The organism is Nocardia sp. NPDC058058, from assembly GCF_042885355.1.
Taxonomy (GTDB): domain Bacteria; phylum Actinomycetota; class Actinomycetes; order Mycobacteriales; family Mycobacteriaceae; genus Nocardia.
Map to the genome: position 1 here is coordinate 653,336 of NZ_JBHVSA010000002.1, position 18,050 is coordinate 671,385.

At 66.6% G+C, this 18,050-nt stretch carries 18 protein-coding genes; 10 read left to right on the forward strand and 8 right to left on the reverse strand.

Features of this window, described 5'->3' with window-relative positions; genetic code table 11:
- Positions 1-91 precede the first annotated feature (91 nt).
- On the reverse strand, positions 92-454 hold the full coding sequence (locus ACFVUS_RS17690) for an FKBP-type peptidyl-prolyl cis-trans isomerase (protein WP_387766943.1): 363 nt from the start codon (positions 452-454) through the stop codon (positions 92-94).
- A gap of 91 nt (positions 455-545) precedes the next feature.
- Between ACFVUS_RS17690 and ACFVUS_RS17695 the strand changes: the two genes are divergently transcribed.
- A complete protein-coding gene (locus tag ACFVUS_RS17695) occupies positions 546-1,349 on the forward strand; it encodes a TrmH family RNA methyltransferase (RefSeq protein ID WP_387766946.1) in 804 nt (267 codons plus the stop codon).
- Positions 1,350-1,365: 16 nt separating this feature from the next.
- Positions 1,366-1,659, forward strand: a complete 294-nt coding sequence (locus tag ACFVUS_RS17700) for a DUF2537 domain-containing protein (RefSeq protein WP_387766949.1) — start codon at positions 1,366-1,368, stop codon at positions 1,657-1,659.
- Positions 1,660-1,764: 105 nt separating this feature from the next.
- Here ACFVUS_RS17700 and ACFVUS_RS17705 read toward each other — a convergent pair whose 3' ends face one another.
- The 3 genes from ACFVUS_RS17705 to serC all read right to left on the reverse strand — a co-directional run bounded on the left by ACFVUS_RS17705 (position 1,765) and on the right by serC (position 5,411).
- Positions 1,765-2,508: a DUF6928 family protein gene (locus ACFVUS_RS17705; RefSeq protein ID WP_387766957.1), complete on the reverse strand. Its 744-nt coding sequence runs from the start codon at positions 2,506-2,508 to the stop codon at positions 1,765-1,767.
- 373 nt (positions 2,509-2,881) lie between these two features.
- A complete protein-coding gene (gene sepH, locus ACFVUS_RS17710) occupies positions 2,882-4,111 on the reverse strand; it encodes a septation protein SepH (protein ID WP_387766960.1) in 1,230 nt (409 codons plus the stop codon).
- A gap of 175 nt (positions 4,112-4,286) precedes the next feature.
- Positions 4,287-5,411, reverse strand: a complete 1,125-nt coding sequence (serC, locus tag ACFVUS_RS17715; protein WP_387766963.1) for a phosphoserine transaminase — start codon at positions 5,409-5,411, stop codon at positions 4,287-4,289.
- A 133-nt stretch (positions 5,412-5,544) separates the two neighbouring features.
- Here serC and ACFVUS_RS17720 point away from each other — a divergent pair, with 133 nt between their 5' ends.
- A complete protein-coding gene (locus tag ACFVUS_RS17720) occupies positions 5,545-6,393 on the forward strand; it encodes a hypothetical protein (protein WP_387766966.1) in 849 nt (282 codons plus the stop codon).
- A gap of 20 nt (positions 6,394-6,413) precedes the next feature.
- Here ACFVUS_RS17720 and ACFVUS_RS17725 read toward each other — a convergent pair whose 3' ends face one another.
- Together ACFVUS_RS17725 and ACFVUS_RS17730 are read right to left on the reverse strand one after the other, a co-directional pair.
- A complete protein-coding gene (locus tag ACFVUS_RS17725) occupies positions 6,414-7,286 on the reverse strand; it encodes a polysaccharide deacetylase family protein (RefSeq protein ID WP_387766970.1) in 873 nt (290 codons plus the stop codon).
- 50 nt (positions 7,287-7,336) lie between these two features.
- Complete coding sequence (locus tag ACFVUS_RS17730; RefSeq protein WP_387766973.1) at positions 7,337-7,516, reverse strand: DUF1272 domain-containing protein; 180 nt, start codon at positions 7,514-7,516, stop codon at positions 7,337-7,339.
- 175 nt (positions 7,517-7,691) lie between these two features.
- Here ACFVUS_RS17730 and ACFVUS_RS17735 point away from each other — a divergent pair, with 175 nt between their 5' ends.
- Positions 7,692-8,465 carry an RDD family protein gene (locus tag ACFVUS_RS17735; protein WP_387766976.1) on the forward strand — a complete coding sequence of 258 codons (774 nt, stop codon included), beginning with the start codon at positions 7,692-7,694 and terminating at the stop codon, positions 8,463-8,465.
- A 148-nt stretch (positions 8,466-8,613) separates the two neighbouring features.
- On the opposite strand, the gene ACFVUS_RS17740 is transcribed toward ACFVUS_RS17735, so the two are convergent.
- Positions 8,614-9,753: a citrate synthase 2 gene (locus ACFVUS_RS17740; RefSeq protein WP_387766979.1), complete on the reverse strand. Its 1,140-nt coding sequence runs from the start codon at positions 9,751-9,753 to the stop codon at positions 8,614-8,616.
- Positions 9,754-9,853: 100 nt separating this feature from the next.
- On the opposite strand from ACFVUS_RS17740, the gene pdxH reads away from it, so the two are divergent.
- The 5 genes from pdxH (at position 9,854) to ACFVUS_RS17765 (ending at position 15,687) form a co-directional block, all read left to right on the forward strand.
- Positions 9,854-10,579: a pyridoxamine 5'-phosphate oxidase gene (gene pdxH / locus ACFVUS_RS17745; protein ID WP_387766982.1), complete on the forward strand. Its 726-nt coding sequence runs from the start codon at positions 9,854-9,856 to the stop codon at positions 10,577-10,579.
- A 109-nt stretch (positions 10,580-10,688) separates the two neighbouring features.
- Positions 10,689-11,969 carry an MFS transporter gene (locus ACFVUS_RS17750; RefSeq protein ID WP_387766985.1) on the forward strand — a complete coding sequence of 427 codons (1,281 nt, stop codon included), beginning with the start codon at positions 10,689-10,691 and terminating at the stop codon, positions 11,967-11,969.
- 116 nt (positions 11,970-12,085) lie between these two features.
- Positions 12,086-12,460, forward strand: a complete 375-nt coding sequence (locus tag ACFVUS_RS17755; protein WP_387766988.1) for a DUF4189 domain-containing protein — start codon at positions 12,086-12,088, stop codon at positions 12,458-12,460.
- A 201-nt stretch (positions 12,461-12,661) separates the two neighbouring features.
- Complete coding sequence (locus tag ACFVUS_RS17760) at positions 12,662-13,975, forward strand: citrate synthase (protein ID WP_387766991.1); 1,314 nt, start codon at positions 12,662-12,664, stop codon at positions 13,973-13,975.
- 506 nt (positions 13,976-14,481) lie between these two features.
- On the forward strand, positions 14,482-15,687 hold the full coding sequence (locus ACFVUS_RS17765) for a GNAT family N-acetyltransferase (RefSeq protein WP_387766994.1): 1,206 nt from the start codon (positions 14,482-14,484) through the stop codon (positions 15,685-15,687).
- Between the two features lie 68 nt (positions 15,688-15,755).
- Here the strand turns inward: ACFVUS_RS17765 and ACFVUS_RS17770 are convergent, their stop codons facing one another.
- The gene (locus tag ACFVUS_RS17770) at positions 15,756-17,423 is read right to left on the reverse strand and encodes a hypothetical protein (protein ID WP_387766997.1); all 1,668 of its coding nucleotides are present in this window, start codon (positions 17,421-17,423) and stop codon (positions 15,756-15,758) included.
- A 192-nt stretch (positions 17,424-17,615) separates the two neighbouring features.
- On the opposite strand from ACFVUS_RS17770, the gene ACFVUS_RS17775 reads away from it, so the two are divergent.
- Entirely contained in the window at positions 17,616-18,026 is a 411-nt protein-coding gene (locus tag ACFVUS_RS17775; protein ID WP_387766999.1) for a YccF domain-containing protein, read from the forward strand.
- The last annotated feature ends 24 nt before the right edge of the window (positions 18,027-18,050 follow it).

The following is an 18,050-nucleotide window of genomic DNA, read 5'->3' on the forward strand; positions in this document are numbered from 1 at the left end:
CCCGGAACCCCGAAGTGCGAAGATGCCCACACACAGCAAACGCCCGCCTCGCTTCCACGAGGCGGGCGTTTCGCTTTCGAACGCGAAGCGCTTAGTTCAGCACGTCCAGCAGATCGATGATGAAGACCAGGGTCTTGCCCGAGAGGCGGTGGCCCGCGCCCGCGGGGCCGTAGGCCAGCTCCGGCGGGATGGTGAGCTGACGGCGGCCGCCGACCTTCATGCCCGGGATGCCTTCCTGCCAGCCCTGGATCAGGTTGCGCAGCGGGAACTTGATGGACTCGCCACGGTTCCAGGACGAATCGAACTCATCGCCGTTGTCGAACTCGACGCCCACGTAGTGCACGTCGACGGTGGAGCCGGGCTCAGCCAGCGCGCCCGTGCCCTCGACGAGGTCCTTGATCACCAGCGTCGCGGGGGCGGGCCCGTCCTGGAACTCGATTTCCGGCTTGGTCATGGTTGTCCTCTTCGATAGGGGATCGGGATCGTCAATCACCTTATGCTGTGCCCCGGAACGGCCCGGAACGGCGTCGCGCGAGAATAGCTCCGTGGCCGAAGTGATCGATATCGACGACCCCGCCGACCCGCGCGTCGCCGACTTCCGCGATCTCAGCAATGCCGACCGGCGACCGGATCTGCCCGGCGGCAAGGGACTGGTCATCGCCGAGGGCACCGTGGTGGTGGAACGCATGCTGGCCTCGCGCTTCACCCCCACCGGATTGCTGGGGGTGGCGCGCAAATACGAGGTGCTGGCCGAGCAGCTGGCCGGAATGGACGTCCCGTACTACCGGGCCACCGCCGAGGTGATGGCGGAGATCGTCGGATTCCATCTCAATCGCGGTGTGCTGGCGGCGGCCCGGCGGCCGCCCGAGCTGACCGCGGCAGCGGTACTGGCGCAAGCCCGTACGGTCGCGGTGCTGGAGGGCGTGAACGATCACGAGAACATCGGCTCGATCTTCCGGAACGCGGCGGGGCTGGGCGCGGACGCGGTGCTGTTCGGCGATCGCTGCTCCGATCCGCTGTACCGGCGTTCGGTGCGGGTTTCCATGGGGCATGTGCTGCGGATTCCCTTCGCACCGCTGCCCGAACTGCCCGACGGCCTGAATATCCTGCGCGACAAGGGTTTCCAGATCATCGCGCTCACCCCGGACCCGAAGGCGGACACCCTCGCGCACGCCATGACCGGTGCGCGGGTGGCACTGCTGCTCGGCGCGGAGGGCCCCGGCCTGACCGAGGAAACCATGCGCGCCAGCGATATTCGCGCGCGCATCCCCATGACACCGGGCACCGATTCCCTTAATGTGGCGACCGCCGCCGCCATGGCCTTCTACGAAAGAGTGCGTGCCCAGTGAGTTCAGGACCGGCCCAGTGAGCTATCCGCCCGACGGCCCCTACGGCTACGGCTATTCCGAGCCGACCCCGTGGGCCAGCGGTATCGCCGTCATCGCCTTCGTGGCGCTGCTGACCGCGGCCGGGGTCTACTCGTTCGGGGTGGCCCTGGCCAATATCCATCCGCTGCTGTCGGCGCTGGTGAACGTGGTCGCGGTGGGCGGTGTCACCCCGACCGCATGGCGCTGGCGCTTCCAGCCGGTGACGCGCTGGGTCATCGCGGGCCTGGGCGTCGGCGTACTGCTGGCCTGGATCGCCCTGCTGGCGGGCTGATCAACCTTCGTCATCCCGGCATGGTTTCGGCCGGGATCCACCGCCCGGATACGCTCCGCCAGTGTGGATTCCGGCCAAAAGCGCGCCGGAATGACGGGTGGTGGTTCAGGACACGCGGTCCCGGTCCTTGCCGCGCAGCCAGCCGAACAGCCCGCGCTTGCCATTGCGTTCGACCGCAACCGGTTCGGCGGGTTCGTCCACAGCGGGGGCCTGGCCCTTGGGAAACAGCGAGAATCCGCAGACCTCGATCAGATCCGGGGTGAGCGCGTCCTCGGAGAATTTGCCGCGATAGCGGAAGCCGAGCCATTCCTGATTGGCGGCATCGGCGAAATCCGGTGGGTCGAACGGCAATAGCTGCGGATCGGCGAGTTCGCCGGGTTCCAATTCGATGGGGTGCTCACCCGCCCAGTACGGCCGCTCCCACACCCGGGGCATGCCCTCGTCCTCCAGGATGTTCACCCGGCTGGCGCTGAACGAGCGGCGGAACTCCCCGCGCTCCCATTCCGCGAACGCGCCCCAGCCCAGGGACAGGTCGTAGGACACCAGATAGGTGTGCTCGGAGGCGAGCGGACGGACCAGCAGCTCGGGCAGTTTCGTCGGCCGCGGCAGGGCCGCCTGGGTGGAGCAGACCACGGTGACGCCCGGATAGCAGCCGATGTAAATGGATTCCGGATCCGGTCCGGCCCACACCTTCATGGTGCCGGAGGCGGCGGGCACCACATCGCGATCCGGATTGAGCTGGCGGGCCAGCGCGAAGGCGGCCTCGGGATCGGGTCCCGGATGCGCGCGCAGTACGCCGACCGGATCGGAGGCATCGACGTACCAGAGGGACGAGACTGTGGATGGCACTTCGCACCTCCCGAATTCCTTGCGAACAACGACAGGCAAACTATCCGCAACATTCGGTGGCCGCTCTCGGCGTCGGCGCGGACGGCCCCGGCCATCACCGCCACCACTACAAAATCTACCCGCCCGACCGTCGAAATGTCGCTGTTGCGCGAGGTCTCCCCCGGCGCGGCGAACTCGCCGCCGCCTGGGAACCTTCGGACAATAAAGACAGTTTGCCAATGCAACGGCGCATCCGCGCCGCTATCGGCACCGATTCGGCAACAGAAATTCGGAGGAAATGCGCACGGCAATCGGCGCGCAACGATTTCGACGCTCTAGCAAACTTTCAGCTTCGAATTCGGCTCCGCGATCTACCTCGCCGCGGAGCCGGACGTCAGTGACCGGAGCTGCGCACGCCCAGGAGTACATCTTCCCAGGACGGCATGGGGGCTTTACCGCCGCGCTTGGCCCGATTCTGCTTCGCCGCGGGCTTGGCGGCGGGCGGGGTCGCAGGCGCGGTGGTGGCCGCGGCGGCCGGAGCGGCGGCGGCCGGTTCGGCGACAGCGGGTTCCGCCACCGGAGCCGAGGCGGCCGGGGTCGCGGCGGGAGCGGGCTGGGCCGGAGCGGGCTGCGCGGGCGCGGTCCGCTCGGGCGTGGGCTGTGCGGGCGCGGGGGGCGTGGCCGGGGCGGTGGCCGCGGTCCGCTCGGGTGCGGCGGGCGCGGTCCGTTCGGGCGTGCGCTCGGGCACCGAATGTGCCGGGGCGGCAGGCGGAGTCGTCACCGGAGCCGTCGGAGTGGCCACCGGGGCCGGAGCCGAGGCGGCGGCCGACGGTGCGGGCACGGTGCCGTCACCGACGGCGGGGCGCTGCTCGTAGTAGCCGTCCATGGACTGCTGGCTGGCGACCCGGGCGGGCGCGGACTCGTAGTCGGCGCGCTCCTCGCGCGGGACGGGCGCGGTGGTGCGCGGCGTGGACGCCGGGGCCTCCACCACGACCGGTTCGTTCTGGTCCGGCAGGATGGTGGCCAGACCGCGTAGCGCGCGGCCGAAGTCGGGATCGATCAGATCCGAGGCCGGATCATCGAGCGGCACAACGGAACCGCCGTGCGCGTCGGGCTGGTAGCGCCAGTGCGCGGCGATGACCGAACGTCCGGCCTGCCACTGCAATTGCGCGACCCAGTACGCCTTTTCGTCTTTCCAGGCGTCCCATTCGGCGACGTCGATATTGTGGCCGCGCTCGGCGAAGGCGGCGGAGACGATCTCGATGAGGGTTTCGACGGCGGGACCGTCATTGCGGACCGGATGGGCCTTCTGGGCGAGCTCGGCGGCCCGGGCGCGTTCCAGCAGAACGGGATACGCGAAACGCTCCACTCGACTGGCGGGCATTCCGGACTCTTCGGTCACCTGCTCCACCGAAGCACCGGCACGGATTCGAGCCTGGATATCGCGAGGGCGCATCGTGGCTTCCGTTTCGATCTCGATTTGTCCGAACCGGGCAAGATCTCCGCGGGCAGCGGCACGCAGTTTGTCATCGGCGGGGAGCCGGTACTTCTGACCGCTCTCGGTATCGATGCACACGATGTGCGTGGAATCGGGCGTCAATCCGATTACTCGAAGTTCACGCACCGTTACCTCCTTGTCACTGCATCGAACACAGTGCTGCGTCTACACAGCTGTCAGGCTCGCTTCTCCGCCCACGTTCTGGAACAGTAGTGCACTTCTGTGATTCGTGGGGCAAGACACGCGGCGCGAAAATCTGTCGCCAGACTCTCGCGCCGCCTACTGTGTCTTAGTTTGCGGTTCAGCCGATCTGCTGCACAACCCAATCGATGCTGCGGGTCAGCTGTGAAACATCTTCGGGATCGATGGCGGGGAACATACCCACGCGCAGCTGGTTACGACCCAGCTTACGGTACGGCTCGGTATCCACGATTCCGTTGGCGCGCAATACCTTCGCAACCTGAGCCGCATCCACCGAATCATTGAAATCGATGGTGCCGACCACCTGCGAGCGGTGCGCCGGATCGACCACGAACGGGGTGGCGAATTCGCTGGTCTCGGCCCAGTTGTACAGGCGCGAAGAGGAATCCGCGGTGCGCTTCACGGCCCAGTCGAGACCGCCGTTGCCATTCATCCACTCGATCTGATTGGCGAACAGCAACAGCGTGGCGAGCGCCGGGGTGTTGTAGGTCTGATCCTTGGTGGAGTTGTCGATCGCGATGGGCAGCGACAGGAACTCGGGGGTGAAGCGACCCGAGTTCTTGATCTCCTCGACGCGCGCCAGCGCGGCGGGGCTCATCAGCGCGATCCACAGGCCGCCGTCGGAGGCGAAGCACTTCTGCGGCGCGAAGTAGTACACATCGGAATCGGCGATGTTCACCGGCAGACCGCCCGCGCCCGAGGTGGCGTCGATGGCGATCAGCGCGTTCTCCGAACCCGCGGGGCGCGAGACCGGGATGGCCACACCGGTGGAGGTCTCGTTGTGCGCCCAGCCGATGAGGTCGACCGAGGGGTCCGAGGTGGGCTCGGGCGCGCTGCCCGGCTCCGCCTTGACCACGATCGGGTCGCCGATGAACGGGTTGGCCTTGGCCACCGAGGCGAACTTCGAGGAGAACTCGCCGTTGGTCAGGTGCAGCGACTTCTCGCGGATCAGGCCGAAGGCGGCCGCGTCCCAGAACGCGGTGGTGCCGCCGTTGCCGAGCACGACCTCGTAACCGTCGGGCAGGGCGAACAATTCGCGCAGGCCGGAACGCACCCGGGCCACCACGTCCTTGACCGGCTTCTGCCGGTGGGAGGTACCGAACACGGAGGCGCCGGTATCCACCAGGGACTGCAGCTGTTCGGGACGCACCTTGGAGGGTCCGCAGCCGAACCGTCCGTCGGCGGGCTTGAGATCGTCGGGGATGGTCGGGAACGCAGAGGTCATGGCGACAAGGGTAGAGGCTGCGCATCAGTCGCGAAACGAGTGGGTCGGCCCTGCAACACGTTCGGACCTCGGGCTTCGGCAAACGGCGGGTATCGCTGTGGTGAGGACCACAGACGCATTACCGTTCAGCAGCATGAACATGGCCGCGCACGAGCGACCTGGATCTCCCGCCGGCGCTACCGCCGAGCCCCCGAATTCGACCGTCGCACAGGGTGTTATCGCAGGTCGAGCGGTTACCGAGACCGAATCGGAGCCGCGCCCCGGCCTATTGCGGCGGCTCACCGGTCTGCGGCTGTCCACTCAATTCGGCTCGCGCGGGCTCACCCGGCGCGGTCCGGCCCTGGACGACGCCGCCCGCCGCGAGTTGCTCATGCACGGCACCGAGGGCACCGCGACAATTCTCAGCGTTCGATCCGAGGTCGCGCCCGGCGCTGTCGACAGCGTCCCGCGGCCCGCCGACCAGCGTCCGGAAGGCGATGCGCGAACCCGGGATTTCCCGGGGCCGAGCCAGGAATTCTGGGTGCGGGTACAGCTCGAGGACCGGCACGCGTACGAGACCCGGGTCCGGCAGCGCGTCAATACCCCTGACCAAGAATGGATGCAGCCCGGCGATGTGATCTGCTGCCGCGTCGATCCGGGCGATCACGACCGCGTGGTGCTGTACGTCCCGGCCGTCGAGGAGGCGAGCCGCACCAATATCGCCAAAATCCTCGCCGACGGCCGCCGCGCCCGCGCCACCGTGCTCGCGGCCACCCCGGTGGCCGCCGACTACACCGGCCGCGATGATCCGGTGCTGCGCCTGGATCTGGAACTGCACGCCTGGGATGAGCCCGCGCCCTGGCGGATTCGCATCATTCAGCCCGTCCCGCTGGCCGCGCTGGAACTGGTGGACCTGGGCCGCCACCTGGAAGTGGCGTTCTTCACAGTCGATCGCGGTGAATCGGTCACGGTCGACTGGAAAGCTTCCCGCGAACTCGACTGATACACGCGAACTTCGATTCGCTAGGGCAGGCGGACGAACTGGAAACCGTTGCCCTTCAAGGCCGTCAGCGCCGCGTACATGCCGGGGCCGGTACCGGATTTGGGGCGGTGCATATGCGCCAGCGAGATGCCGCCGGGCGCGGCCTTCATCATGTTCGCCTGTACCTGAGCGGCATTGGAGGTGGCGCCGTAATCGGCGTTGAGCGAGTAGCCGACCGGTACTTCGCCGAGGTCCTGGACGATATTCACGGCCAGTTCGTCGTAGTGCGCGGTGCCGGTGCGGAAGAAGCGGGGCGGGTGGCCGGTGAGCTGGGTGAGGCGTTCGTGATTGCCCCAGACCTCGTCCACCGCCTCCTGTGCGGAGCCGGTGCCCTTGATCTCGTAGGCGGCACGGCCGTTCACCGAGAGCGGGCGGTGCGCGGTGCCGTGGTTGGCGAGTTCGAAGAGCGGATTGCCCGCGAGCTGGGCGGCGCGCAATTGGTTCGCGTCGATCCAGCGCTTGTTGAGGAACAGGGTGGCCGGAATCTGTTGTGCGATGAGCAGACTCAGCAGATTCTCGTCGATGTCGTTATTGCCCGGACCACCGCAGGCATCGAAGGTGAGCGCGAATTGCTTACCTGAGGTATCGAAATTGGTGAGAATGCCGGAGATATCCGTTCCCCACTGCTGCGGTTTCTTCCCGGCGTATTTGGCCGCCACCGCATCGGGGCTCAAACCGTTCTTGGCCAGCGGTAAATTCGCGGTCAGGCCCTTGTCCGGCCGCAACCGCGGGGCCTCCAGCACCCGGTCCGCGGCGTTGCCGCTGGCCTTACCGCAACCTGCGGATACAACGCCGGCTGCGAGGGCCGCACCGACCGTGAACAACGTTCTCCGCGAGAGTCCTGCATCGAGCACCTGCGCAGGTTATGCCACTTACGACCCGAAGCCCAGGATTCCGATCACCGTTATTTCGACCTTCGCGGTCGCGCAACCAATTCGCCACCACAATTCGGACACACGTAATTCATTGTTCGGCCGCAGGACTCGCAGAACGTGCACTCGAAGGAGCAGATGAGCGCCGGTCCGTCCACGGCCAATTCGGCGACCTCGCAACGTTCGCAGCGTGTCCGCATCTCCAATGCCATGGCTACCTCGCGCTTTCAACCGTGGAGAGCCCCGGCGCGCCGTTGTCGCCCGGGTGCTCCAGACTGTATCGGCCCAGTCACCTTGCCGCCGACAGCCACTCGGCGGCAATCGGGGGGTGCCCGGTATCGATCCCCTTTCCGGTACCGGCCGTTTCGACGCGCGATGAGGAAGTACATGACCTACCCGAACAACCCGTATCCGCCGCAGCAGCCCGGATACGGCTATCCGCCCCAGCAGCCCCCGGCGCAGCCGGGCTACGGCTATCCGCCGCAGGACGCACAGCCGGGGTACGGCTATCCACAGCAGCCGGTATCGCAGCCGGGTTATCCACAGCAGCAGCCGGTTTCCCAGCCCGGTTATCCCCAGCAGCCGGGTTATGCACAGCAACCCGGATACGACTACAACCAGCAGCAGCCCTATGGCGGCTACTCCCCCTACGGCGCGCCGGTGGCACCGCTCGGTGAGTACGCGGGCTGGGCCGCGCGGGTGGGCGCGTATCTGCTCGACGGGCTGATGTTCTTCCTGCCCGTGGTCATCCTGGAGATCCTGGCCATGACGGTCGGCACCGATTCGGTGGATTGCTCCTCGTACAGCAGCAGCTACAGCACCTCGCGCAGCTACAGCGCAGGCTGCACCGGCGGCGGTCTGAACGCGTTCGGCGGAATCCTGCTGTTCCTGGTGTTCGTGCTCGCCGTGGGCGCGGGGATCTTCCTGATCTACCGCGAGGGCAGCACCGGGCAGACGCCGGGCAAGAAGATCGTCGGTATTCGCCTGGTGCGCGAATCCACCGGTCAGCCGGTCGGTTTCGGCCTGGCGTTCGGTCGCAAACTGCTGCACGTGGTGGACAGTTTCGCCTGCTACATCGGCTGGTTCATGCCGCTGTGGGACGCCAAGCGGCAGACCCTGGCGGACAAGATCGTCAACACCGTCGTGGTCAAGGTGCAGTAGGCAGTACCTGGATCCCGGCCACAAGCACGCCGGGATGACGGGCAGGGCAGGCCCGAAACACCGAGGCCCGCAGCGGAATCCGCTGCGGGCCTCGAATCGTCTTGCGGGCGTTACCTATCGGCGCACGCCCGGTCACTCGCGAACGAGATCACTTGCGTACGACGGTCTCCCAGCCGGTGACGGTCTCGGGCAGGCGCGGGGCCGGACCGGTGTAGATGGCGGCCGGGCGAACCAGCTTGCCGAGCTTCTTCTGCTCCAGGATGTGCGCACACCAGCCGGCGGTGCGGCCGCAGGTGAACATGGCGGGCATCATGTGCGCGGGCACCTCGGCGAAGTCGAGGATGACCGCGGCCCAGAACTCGACATTGGTCTCGATGGCGCGGTCCGGGCGACGCTCCCGCAGCTCGGCCAGCGCGGCCTGCTCCAGGGCGGCGGCGACCTCGTAGCGCGGGGCGTCCAGGCGCTGGGCGGTGGCGCGCAGCACGCGGGCGCGCGGGTCCTCGGCCCGGTAGACCCGGTGCCCGAAGCCCATGAGCTTTTCCTTGCGGTCCAGGATGCCCTTGACCAGTGCCCGTGCGTCGCCGGTCTTTTCGACTTCCTCGATCATCGGGAGCACGCGGGCGGGCGCGCCGCCGTGCAGCGGGCCGGACATGGCGCCGATGGCGCCGGACAGCGAGGCGGCCACGTCGGCGCCGGTGGAGGCGATGACGCGGGCGGTGAAGGTGGAGGCGTTCATGCCGTGTTCGGCGGCGGACACCCAGTAGGCGTCGATGGCCTCGGTGTGCTTGGGGTCCGGGTCACCCTTCCAGCGGGTCATGAACCGCTCGGTAATGGTGGTGCACTCGTCGATTTTCTTCTGCGGGACCGCGGGCTGGTAGATGCCGCGCGCGGACTGCGCGACGTAGGACAGCGCCATCACCGAGGCGCGCGCCAGGTTGTCGCGGGCGGTGTCGTCGTCGATGTCCAGCAGCGGCTGGTAGCCCCAGATCGGGGCGAGCATGGCGAGCCCGGCCTGTACATCGACGCGGACGTCGCCGGTGTGGATGGGCAGCGGGAACGGTTCGGCGGGCGGCAGGCCGTGGCCGAATTCGCCGTCGACGAGCAGGGACCACACGTCACCGAAGGTGACCCGGTTGGCGACCAGGTCGTCGATGTCGACGCCGCGGTACCGGAGCGCGCCACCATCCTTATCCGGTTCGGCGATATCGGTGGTGAAAGCCACCACGCCTTCGAGGCCGCTGACGAAATCAGCTGGGATGACAGGGCTGGCCGCAGCGCTGGCAGTCATGTTGTGACTCTCCTTGCAAATCGGGCTGCCCGATCCATGGGCAGCCACGCCGATCTCCTAGACCTTAACGCGCGCATTACTCCGGAGTAACGTCTGGCCCATGCCCGACCAGGAGAATTACGCCACTCCCGACCTCGATATCGCGGCACTGCGCGTGGAATACGGAGTCGACGCCGGTGACAATCATCCGGGCCTGGAAACCGACCTCGATGAGAGCTGGCTGGCGGACGGCTGGGAACCGTTGCTGCGCAATTGGATAGAGCACGCCACCAGCGCGGGGCTGACCGATTCCAATGCCATGGTGCTGGCCACCGTCGAGCTCACCGATTCCGGACCGCGGCCGTCCTCGCGGACGGTGCTGTGCAAAGGCCTCTCGCCCGAAGGTGTGACTTTTTACACGAATTACGAATCCTTCAAGGGGCGGCAACTCATCGCGACGCCATATGCGTCGGCCACTTTCGTCTGGCCCGCGCTCGGCCGGCAGGTGACGGTGCGCGGTCCGGTGCACAAGGTCGCGGCCGAGACCACGGCCGTCTACTGGCAGTCCCGCCCGCGCGGTTCGCAATTGGGGGCGTGGGCTTCGCTGCAATCCCGGCCGATCGGCTCGCGCGAGGAGCTGGATCGGCAGTTGACCGAGCTGACCTCGCGTTTCGACGATGTCGATCCGATTCCGGTGCCGCCGCAGTGGGGCGGGTTCCTGTTGCGGCCGGAGTCGCTGGAGTTCTGGCAGGGCCGCCGCAGCCGGATGCACAACCGCATTCGCGTCCTGGTGGAACCCGGCAATACCGACATCGCCGCCATGAAGATCGAACGATTGCAGCCCTGACCAGCATGATCGCAATGGTTCGGCGCGTGGGGTTTCTCACGTCCGAATCATGGGACGACCCTGGAAAAAGGCTAGTCGCACCGCAATTCATCCCATTACTGTCACCGCGGTGAAGCTGCTCGCCGATATAACCCCCTTGCGCAACCCCGACTACCGGAGGTTGTGGACCACCGGTGTCGTGACGGTGATCGGCGCGCAGCTCTCGGTGGTAGCGGTGCCCAAGCAGCTGTACGACATCACGCACAGCTCGTCCTATGTCGGCCTGGCCGGACTCTTCGGGCTCATCCCGCTCATCGTGTTCGGCCTGTGGGGTGGCGCGCTGGCCGATGTGATGGACCGGCGCAAGCTGCTGCTCATCACCAGCACCGGCACCGGCCTGACCGCGCTCGCGTTCTGGGCGCAGGCCGCGGCCGGGCTGAACAATCCCTGGCTGATCCTGGTGCTGTTCGCGGTGCAGCAGGCGTTCTTCGCGGTGAATCAGCCCGCGCGCAGCGCCATCTACCCGCGGCTGCTGCCGGAAGATCAACTCCCGGCGGCGAATTCGCTGTCCATGACCGTCATGCAGTTCGGCGCGATCGCCGGACCGGTGGTGGCGGGCATGCTGATTCCGGTGTCGGGGCTCGCGACGCTGTATCTGCTGGACTCCATCGCGTTGCTGGCCACGCTGTGGGCCACCTGGAAACTGCCGCCGATCCCGCCGACGGGCGAGTCCCGGCGCGCCGGATTGCGCGAGGTCGCGGACGGCTTCGTCTATCTGGCCACGCAGCGAATCCTGTTGGCGTCCTTCGCCGTCGACGTGGTGGCCATGGTGTTCGGCATGCCGCGCGCGCTGTTCCCGCAGATCGCGCAGGACAGTTTCGGCGATACCGCCAGCAGCGGTCACGCGCTTGGCCTGCTGTTCGCGGCCATGTCGGTGGGCGCGGTGCTGGGCGGGGTGTTCTCCGGCTGGCTGTCCCGAATTCGCAGGCAGGGTTTGGCCGTTGTGGTGCTGATCGTGCTGTGGGGTCTGGGCATGGTGGGCTTCGGCCTGGCGGTCGGGGCGGCCGGGCACAGTCTGAGCACCACGGTGGCGCTGTGGATCGCGTTCGGGTCCTTGGCTTTCGGTGGCGCGGTGGATATGTTCTCGGCGGCGCTGCGCACCACCATGTTGCAGTCGGTGGCCACCGATGAGATGCGCGGACGGCTGCAGGGCGTGTTCATCGTGGTGGTCGCGGGCGGACCCAGAATCGGTGATGTTGCACACGGTTTCGCGGCCGCGGCGGTGGGTACCGCGGCTGCCGCGGCGGGCGGTGGCGTGCTGGTGGTGATCGGCATGGTGATCGCGGCGCTGATCTTCCCGGCCTTCGTCCGTTACCGGGTGGCGCGGGCGCACGCGGAGGTTCCAGCCTGAAACCCTCGGTCGTTGCCTGAGCGTCCCATAAGAATTCTCCAAGGACTTCGCAAAGACCGGCCCCTAATTTCATAAGCGTCCAGAGCACAGCACCACCGGATGCACGGGGAAACATCATGCGAAAGTCCTTCACCACCAAGGCCATCACCACCGCCATCGCCATGGCCGCCATCGGCGGCGCGGGACTCCTGGTACCTGCGCAGGCCAGCGCCGGAGGCACCTACTGGGGCGCCATCGCCGTCTCCGACGAGGGCAATTGGCACGCCTCCTGGAATTACTCCACCAAGGACGCGGCCAAGGCCGAGGCGCTCAACCGCTGCAACGGCCGCAATTGCGAGGTGCTGGTGGCCTTCACCGAATGCGGTTCGATCAGCCACTCCGACAGCCTGCGCCAGTACGTCGGCCGCTACGGCTCCACCCGCGACGAGGCCGAGGATCGCGCCCGCGTGGCGTACGACTCGCGCATCATCAAGACCGTATGCAACGACTAGTAGACACGCCGGGACGGGCGGTGCGGCCCATGCCTATAGCGCATAACCGCACCGATCCTCACATCGCGACCATGTGACTGTGAGGTAGTTAAGGACCACCCTCGTTAGTCGGGCTTACCGGACAGCGACTAGCGTTGAGCCAAGCGCGTCGTGCGCCACCGCGCCGATGCCTATGGTTTCAAGCCTGAGAGGGATCCTTCCGTGCCCGCTGAGAACATCATCAACGTCGACGAAGACGCCAAGCCGGTGCTGTCCTACCCCGGTGGTGAGTACCCGATGACGGTCGCCAAGGCCGTCGAGGGCAACGACGGGATCGACCTGGGCAAGCTGCTCGCCAGCACCGGGTACGTGACCTATGACCCCGGTTTCATGAATACCGCGTCGACCAAGTCGGCGATCACCTACATCGATGGTGAAGCGGGCATCCTGCGCTACCGCGGCTACCCGATCGAGCAGCTGGCCGGTAAGTCGACCTTCATCGAGGTCAGCTACCTGCTCATCTACGGTGAGCTGCCGACCCAGGCCCAGCTCGATGACTTCACCGACCGGATCCGCCGGCACACGCTGCTGCACGAGGATCTGAAGCGCTTCTTCGACGGCTTCCCGCGCAACGCGCACCCGATGCCGGTGCTGTCGTCCGCGGTGAACGCGCTGTCCGCGTACTACCAGGATTCGCTGGACCCGCGCGATCCCGAGCAGGTCGAGCTGTCCACCATCCGACTACTGGCCAAGCTGCCGACCATCGCGGCGTACGCCTACAAGAAGTCGGTCGGTCAGCCGTTCCTGTACCCGGACAACTCGCTGTCGCTGGTCGAGAACTTCCTGCGCATGACGTTCGGCTTCCCGGCCGAGCCGTACGAGGTCGACCCCGAGGTCGCCGCGGCGCTGGACATGCTGCTCATCCTGCACGCCGATCACGAGCAGAACTGCTCGACTTCGACTGTGCGCCTTGTCGGTTCGTCCGACGCCAACCTGTTCACCTCCGTCTCCGGAGGTATCAACGCGCTCTGGGGTCCGCTGCACGGCGGCGCCAACCAGGCCGTGCTGGAGATGCTGGACGACATCAAGGCCAACGGCGGCGACGTCAAGGAATTCATCCGCAAGGTCAAGAACAAGGAAGACGGCGTGAAGCTCATGGGCTTCGGGCATCGCGTCTACCGCAACTTCGACCCGCGCGCGACCCTGGTCAAGCAGGCCGCGGACACCATCCTGCGCAAGATCGGCGGCGACGACCAGCTGCTCGATATCGCCAAGGCCCTGGAAGAGGCCGCGCTCACCGATGAGTACTTCATCGAGCGTCGCCTGTACCCGAACGTCGACTTCTACACCGGCGTCATCTACCGCGCCATGGGCTTCCCGACCCGCATGTTCACCGTGCTGTTCGCCATGGGCCGGCTGCCGGGCTGGATCGCGCACTGGCGCGAAATGCACCGCGAGCCTTTGAAGATCGGCCGTCCGCGCCAGATCTACACCGGCTACGAGGCGCGCGACTACCGGGGCATCACCGAGCGCTGATCGCTCCCGGGTCGCACCCGACATCGAACCCGCCTGCCGCACTTGGCAGGCGGGTTTCGTCATTCCGGAAGCCATTCCCGCACAAGCGTTAACACTGCAAGGTCTTGTTAAGGAGATCATCAGCGCCGCCCGGCAAAGTAGTTCTCACGAGATCGAGACGATCTCGACGGGGGGAACCGGCAGGGCGCGGGGAGGCGCTCCGCCACATGGGGAACCGGGCCAGGCGCGGGGAGGCGCCGAGCCCATACGGGGGGACCGGCTGGACGCGGGGAGGCGTTCGGCCACACGGGGAGCCGGTGACGCGTTGGGAGGCGCGGAGCCGCTCGGGAGGGACGGTGACGCGCGGGGAGGCGCGGAACCACCCCGGGGACGGCGAGGCGCGGGGAGGCGCCGAGCCGGGGGATCAGGGGCGAGTGGCGCCACCCGGAACCGTCGGGGGGTGGGTGGCGCCACGCGCGGGGGAAAACCCGATGCGCCGAATGCCCGATTCATGGGATGGTCGGACTATGGCACTCACGAATGGCATCACCCTGCGTTCGGCCACCGAGAGCGACTTTCCCGCCATCCTGGAGCTGGCCGAAGTCTGCTTCGGCATGCGCTACGACCAGGTGGAGAAGGACAATATCCCGGGCCTGTTCCCGATCGAGCGCGCGATCGTCGCGGTCGACGGCGACCGCGTCGTCGGCCACACCGTCGATCGCACCATGACCGTCACCGTCCCCGGTGAGAACACGATTCGAGCCTGCGGCGTCTCCGCCGTGACGGTCGCCCCCACCCATCGCCGCCGCGGCATCCTGCGCGCGCTGTACACCGAACAGCACGCCCGCACCGAGGCCGAGGGTATTCCGCTCACCATGTTCACCGCGAGCGAGGGCACCATCTACGGCCGCTTCGGCTACGGACCGGCAACGGTGGCGAGCGAGATCTCCATCGACCGCCGCAAGGCCGAATTCCGGCCCGGCACACCGGATCCCGGCGGGGTGCGCACGGCGACCCTGGCGGAATCGCAGGATCACATCCGCGAGGTATACGACCGCTGGCGGCGGCTGGTACCCGCCGGACAGGACCGGCCGGACGCGAACTGGAATATCTGGTTCGGCGATCCGGACCGCTATCGGGACGGGGCGTCCACGCTGTTCGTGCTCACCCATCCGGACGGCTACGTGCTGTATCGGCGGCAGTGGCGCGATCATGAGTCGGTCGCGCTGGTATCCGAGTTCAAGGCCGTCACCCCCGAGGCCCATATCGCGCTGTGGCGGGTGCTGTTGAGCCTGGATCTGCTGGACAAGATCGAGGCCGATCTCGTCGACGACGATCCGCTCCCCTTCCTGGTGACCGATCCGCGACTGGTGCGCACCAAGAGCCGCTACGACGGACTCTGGGCCCGCATCATGGATGTGCCCGAAGCACTCTCGGCCCGCACCTACCGCGAGGACCTGGATATCGTGCTGGCGGTGAATGATCCGTTCCGCGAGGCGGGCGGCACTTTCGCACTGCGGGTGCGCGACGGCGTCGCCGAATGCGAGCGCACCGACCGGGCGGCGGAGATCGAACTCGGTATCGATGTGCTGAGCAGCCTGTACTTCGGCGCGCACCGGGCGCGAGTCTTCGCCGCGGCCAACCGAATTCAAGCCAAGGATGCGGCACTGCTACGCTCCTTCGATACGGCTTTCACGGGCGATCGAGATCCGGAGTTGGGCTGGTTCTTCTGAGTTCGTGAAGTGAAAAGGGTTGGGCGGCACCATTGGTGCCGCCCAACCCTTTTCTTGTAGCTGCCGCGCTACTTGCCGATCTTGGCCCGGAACGGGCCGCCGATGCTGTTGAACAGCAGGTCCCCGTTCGGGAACGCCTCGACGATCGCGTATGCCCCGTTGCCGAGGTTGGTCTGCCCGAAGATGGTGCGGTGCACCGTTTCCCCGGTCTTCCAGTCCAGACCGGTGACCTCCCAGCCGTCGGCCTTGGAGTAGCCGTTCACGAAGACGATGCCGGATCCGGTGGATACCGCGGGCACCATCGAGGTGGACACCACATCACCGCGCGTCCACGCCGAATTCCACTTGTGCGCCTGGGGATCCCATTCGAAGCGCTGCATACCGTGCGGCGGTTCCGCGACGGGACCGTTGGCGAGCACATCCACCAGGCGGTCCGGGGAGCCGCCCGCGCCGATGTTCTGCACCACGAACGCGCCGTACCCGTTCACCACCACCGACTGTTCGGACTGGATGAACTCCGGCGGATTGTCGAGTCCGGCGGTCACCTGGATCTGATCGGCGATGCGGTTCGACTTGGTGTCCGGCTTCTGCTGGAAGCCGTCCGGAATCTTATTGCGCCAGAACGCGACCAGCTTCATATGGTCGGAGCCGTCGGTGATCACCACCAGCTCGTCGCTGTCCTTGCCGTAGCCCATCAGGGTCGGTGTGGAGCCGGTGCCGATACCGAATTTCACCGCCGGGGGCTGCCGGCCGAAATCGTAGGGCGAGGCCCAGCCGCCGTCCGCCTCATCGGTGGAGAGTTTGCCGTTCTTCCACACCGCCTTGCGCATGACCTTGTCCGAGGCGAAGTAGATGCCGCCGTCCGCGTCCACGGCCATCGAATTGGAGACGGTTTCGTCGTCGCCGATGCGGATCTGCTGCGGCTCACCGGTGAGATCGCGGTTCAGCACGTACAGCGCGCGGGAGGCCAGCACCACCAGGTGCCCGTCGTAGGTCATATCCGCGCCGACAATGGTCTCCGGAATGCCGAGCGAGGTCACCGAGGTCGACAGCAGCGGTTTGAAATCCTTCTGCGCGATGATCTCGATGCCGTCGGCGGGCTTGTCCTTGTTCTTCAGGCCGAAGACGAACAGCACCGCGTCCTGATTGATGAAGTAGAAGTGATTGTCCTTGTCCACCATGCCGTAGATGCCATTGGCGATGCGCTGCCAATTCGCGCCGCCCCAGTCCTGGGCGATGGCGCTCTCGATCTGACCGGTGTCGGTGAACTGCTGATTCAGCACCTGGTCCAGTTGCTGCGGCGAAATCGGTTGCACGCCCGGGGCATCCATGGACGCGACTTCCTTGAAGCCGCCGTTCGAGACATCCACATAGCGCGGACCGGAGCTGGAGGAGATCCACATGTAGTCCGGTGACGGCGAGGCCAGGGTCATGATGCTGACCGGGCCGGTCGGCACGCGCTGCATCTGGGTGGGGTCGATGTGGAAGGTGCCGCGCGGGACCTCGTCCGGGAAGCTGTCGGATTGGGCCGGGTCCAGGTGTGTGACCGCGAATTTGTCGGCGGCCAGGTAGGGGTTGCGGGCAGGACCGGAACCGGCGGCGCTTGCCGCGGCCGAGGTCGAGGTGGCACCGGAGCTGGAGTTGGAGGAATCGTCGCTGCTACAGCCGGTGAGCGCGCTCGCGGCCGCGAATATCAGCACGACCGCTCCCGCACCGAACTTGAGTTTGTTGCTCAAAATTTGCCCCTGTCCATTATTTGACGGGAGAAACGGGTTGGATCTGCATATATTTCACTTGCCCGAGGTTAGCAATATCGCCGAGAACGCCATCGCCTTTTCGGGGTGAAACCACGGACCCACTCGACCCTGAGCAGTGTTCACACCTGGAAGTCAGGGTTTTCCCGGTGTCGGCGACCGCCGCGCGCTGGCATGCTGGAAGACGTGAAACCGATCCAGTTGCTCTTGAACATCCTGTGGTTCGTCCTGGTGGGATTCTGGATGGCGCTGGGCTATGTGGTCGCCGGGCTCATCTGCTGCATCCTGATCGTCACCATTCCGTGGGGTATCGCCTCGTTCCGCATCGCCTCGTTCGTGCTGTGGCCGTTCGGGCGCGAAGCCGTCGAGAAGCCGGGCGCGGGCGTGGCCTCGATGCTGGGCAACATCATCTGGATCATCGTGGCGGGCTGGTGGCTCGCGCTGGGGCATCTGTTCACCAGCATCGCCCTGGCCATCACCATCATCGGTATTCCGTTCGCCTGGGCGAATCTGAAATTGATCCCGGTGTCGCTGTTCCCGCTCGGCCGCGAAATCGTTCCCAGCGACCGGGCATTCGGGGCATAAGCACCGCGCTCGCCCGGCACAGTG

What these genes read in the sequence shown, in the direction of transcription:
- ACFVUS_RS17690 (WP_387766943.1), bottom strand. Translation starts at nt 454, where the DNA reads ATGACCAAGCCGGAAATCGAGTTCCAGGACGGGCCCGCCCCCGCGACG.
- serC (WP_387766963.1), bottom strand. Translation starts at nt 5,411, where the DNA reads ATGACCTCTGCGTTCCCGACCATCCCCGACGATCTCAAGCCCGCCGAC.
- ACFVUS_RS17720 (WP_387766966.1), top strand. Translation starts at nt 5,545, where the DNA reads ATGAACATGGCCGCGCACGAGCGACCTGGATCTCCCGCCGGCGCTACC.
- ACFVUS_RS17730 (WP_387766973.1), bottom strand. Translation starts at nt 7,516, where the DNA reads ATGGCATTGGAGATGCGGACACGCTGCGAACGTTGCGAGGTCGCCGAA.
- ACFVUS_RS17735 (WP_387766976.1), top strand. Translation starts at nt 7,692, where the DNA reads ATGACCTACCCGAACAACCCGTATCCGCCGCAGCAGCCCGGATACGGC.
- ACFVUS_RS17740 (WP_387766979.1), bottom strand. Translation starts at nt 9,753, where the DNA reads ATGACTGCCAGCGCTGCGGCCAGCCCTGTCATCCCAGCTGATTTCGTC.
- pdxH (WP_387766982.1), top strand. Translation starts at nt 9,854, where the DNA reads ATGCCCGACCAGGAGAATTACGCCACTCCCGACCTCGATATCGCGGCA.
- ACFVUS_RS17755 (WP_387766988.1), top strand. Translation starts at nt 12,086, where the DNA reads ATGCGAAAGTCCTTCACCACCAAGGCCATCACCACCGCCATCGCCATG.
- ACFVUS_RS17765 (WP_387766994.1), top strand. Translation starts at nt 14,482, where the DNA reads ATGGCACTCACGAATGGCATCACCCTGCGTTCGGCCACCGAGAGCGAC.
- ACFVUS_RS17775 (WP_387766999.1), top strand. Translation starts at nt 17,616, where the DNA reads ATGCTGGAAGACGTGAAACCGATCCAGTTGCTCTTGAACATCCTGTGG.